This window comes from Streptomyces sp. NPDC002130 (assembly GCF_040296465.1).
GTDB lineage: Bacteria > Actinomycetota > Actinomycetes > Streptomycetales > Streptomycetaceae > Streptomyces.
In genome coordinates, this window is the sequence record NZ_JBEOXI010000518.1 from 1 (window position 1) to 2,743 (window position 2,743).

3 protein-coding genes and 1 pseudogene are annotated in these 2,743 nt (G+C 74.4%); all 4 read left to right on the forward strand.

All coding sequences use genetic code 11. The features are described 5' to 3' along the window. Positions 1–373 (forward strand): annotated as a pseudogene (gene ureC / locus ABT116_RS42075) (urease subunit alpha); the annotation flags it as partial. 10 nt (positions 374–383) lie between these two features. Beyond that, positions 384–1,058, forward strand: coding sequence for an urease accessory protein UreF (locus ABT116_RS42080; RefSeq protein WP_351645683.1), 675 nt, complete (start codon positions 384–386; stop codon positions 1,056–1,058). Between the two features lie 174 nt (positions 1,059–1,232). Continuing rightward, complete coding sequence (gene ureG / locus ABT116_RS42085) at positions 1,233–1,910, forward strand: urease accessory protein UreG (RefSeq protein WP_351645685.1); 678 nt, start codon at positions 1,233–1,235, stop codon at positions 1,908–1,910. Then, positions 1,907–2,680 (forward strand): urease accessory protein UreD, encoded by a 774-nt coding sequence (locus ABT116_RS42090; protein WP_351645688.1) that lies wholly within the window; start codon positions 1,907–1,909, stop codon positions 2,678–2,680. Before ureG ends, ABT116_RS42090 begins: the two co-directional genes overlap by 4 nt. The last annotated feature ends 63 nt before the right edge of the window (positions 2,681–2,743 follow it).

The following is a 2,743-nucleotide window of genomic DNA, read 5'->3' on the forward strand; positions in this document are numbered from 1 at the left end:
GCAGCTCGTCATCAAGGGCGGGCAGATCGCGTACGCGCAGATGGGGGACGCGAACGCCTCCATCCCCACCCCGCAGCCGATCCTGCCGCGGCCGATGTACGGGGCGATCGGGCGGGCGCCTGCCTCCAACTCCGTCAACTTCGTCGCGCCCCTGGCCGTCGAGGCCGGACTGCCGGAGCGGCTGGGGCTCGGTAAGCGGTTCGCGGCGATCGAGTCGACGCGCGGGGTCACCAAGGCCGACATGCGCGAGAACGACGCGCGGCCCGAGGTGCGGGTCGATCCGGACAGCTTCGCCGTGCACATCGACGGGGAGCTGGTCGAGGCGGCACCGGCGGCCGAACTGCCCATGGCGCAGCGGTACTTCTTGTTCTGAGGGTGGTCTGATGTCACGTGCGGCGCTTCTCGTCCTGGCCGACGGGCGATTTCCCGCCGGGGGTCATGCGCACTCCGGTGGTGCCGAGGCGGCGGTCAAGGCCGGGCGGATCAGCGGGGCGGCGAGCCTGGGGGAGTTCTGCCGGGGGCGGTTGCACACTGCGGGGCTGACGGCGGCGGGACTGTCCGCGGCCGCGGCGCTCGGGATCGACCCCGTCGCGCTGGACCGTGCCGCGGACGCGCGCACGCCGTCGCCCGCCCTGCGGGTCGCCGCCCGGAAGCTGGGCCGGCAGCTGCTGCGGGCCGCGCGGGCGACCTGGGGGAGCGCCGAACTGGACGCGCTGGGCAGGGAGTTCCCCAAAGGTGCGCATCAGCCGGTGGTGCTGGGGCTGGCGGCCCGGGCGGCGGGGCTGGGCCCGGTGGACGCGGCCTACTGCGCGGCGTACGAGAGTGTGAGCGGGCCCGCCTCGGCGACCGTGCGGTTGCTGAGTCTGGATCCGTTCGACGCGACGAGGGTGCTGGCCCGGCTGGCGCCGGAGGTGGACCGGGTCGCGGACCGGGCGGTGGAGGCGGCCCGGAGGGCGGTCGACGAGGGGGTCGACGCGTTGCCGGCGGCGTCGGCGCCCCTGCTGGAGATCGGAGCGGAGGCGCACGCGGCCTGGCCGGTGCGGCTGTTCGCGTCGTAGCCGCCTTATGAACACTGTGCAGACCAACCCCCTCAGGGGCGCGGGGGCTGTGTTCGATGTGCGGCTCCGCCGCGTGAGCGCGACCGGCCCCCACTCACCCGCACTCCGAAACCAGCGCCCGCCACCCCGTACCCCGTCGTCCGCAAACCGAGCCCGCCTCACCAGGAGCCGCATATGCACCTCGACCACACCAACCACGGCCCTGCAGCCGTCGGTGCCGACGCCCACCGCCCCGACGGCACCCGCAGGGCCCTCCGTATCGGGCTCGGCGGCCCCGTGGGGTCCGGGAAGACCGCCACCGTCGCCGCGCTCTGCCGGGCGCTCAGGGACGAGCTGTCGCTCGCCGTCGTCACCAACGACATCTACACGCGGGAGGACGCCGAGTTCCTCCTCCGCGAGGCCGTGCTGCCGCCCGAGCGGATCACCGCCGTGGAGACGGGCGCCTGTCCGCACACCGCGATCCGGGACGACATCTCCGCCAACCTGGAGGCGGTGGAGGACCTGGAGGACGCGGTCGGGCCGCTGGACCTGGTCCTCGTGGAGTCCGGCGGGGACAACCTCACCGCGACCTTCTCCAAGGGGCTCGTCGACGCGCAGATCTTCGTGATCGACGTGGCCGGGGGCGACGACATTCCGCGCAAGGGCGGGCCGGGTGTGACCACCGCCGATCTCCTCGTCGTCAACAAGACCGACCTCGCCCCGTACGTCGGCTCCGACCTCGCCCGGATGGCCGCCGACGCCAAGGCGCAGCGCGCCGAACTGCCCGTGGTTTTCCAGTCGTTGCGCAGCGAGGCCGGCGTCGCGGACGTCGCCGCGTGGGTGCGGGCCCAACTCGCCGCGTGGACGGCATGAGCGTGCCTGCCGGTGCCGGGGTGCGGTCCGTCGCGCGGATCGTCGCCCGTGACGACGGGCGCGGCGGGACCTCGCTGCCCGTGCTGGAGAGCGACGGGCCCCTGGCGCTGCGGCGCACCCGGGCCACCGGCGACGGGGCGCGGGTCATGCTGGTCGGCGCGATGAGCGGGCCGCTCGGCGGTGACCACTTCACCGTGGAGGGACGGGTGGAGGAGGGCGCGCGACTGTCCGTCGGATCGGCCGCCGCCACCATCGCACTGCCCGGACAGGCCAAGGGCGAAGCCCGGTACGACGTCCGGCTCGGTGTCGCCGACCAGGGCGAACTGAACTGGCTTCCCGAGCAGTTGATCTCCGCCCAGGGCAGTGACCTGTATGTCACCACCCGCGTCGAACTCGCCGCCACGGCCAGGCTCGTACTGCGCGAGGAGCAGGTGCTCGGGCGCGTCGGTGAGGAACCCGGGCGGCTCACGAGCCGTCTGACCGTGCGGGTCGCCGGACTGGTCGTGCTCGACCAGGAACTGTCCTGCGGGCCCGGCGCACCGGGCGGCTGGGACGGGCCCGCCGTGCTGGCGGGGTATCGTGCCGTCGGCCAACTGGTCGTGGTCCGACCGGAGTTCGCCGCCGTGCCGGTGACGGCCAGGGTCTTGGGGGACGGGGCCTCACTGGTGCCGCTCGCCGGGCCCGCCGCGCTGGTGACCGCGGTGGCGCCGGACGCCCTCCGGCTCAGGCGGCTGCTCGACGAGGCCCTCGCGTCACTACAGCAGACCTAGACGTCCGTCCGCGGACCGGGGCGTCCGTCCCACAGGCCGGGGCGTCCGTCCCACAGAACCCGG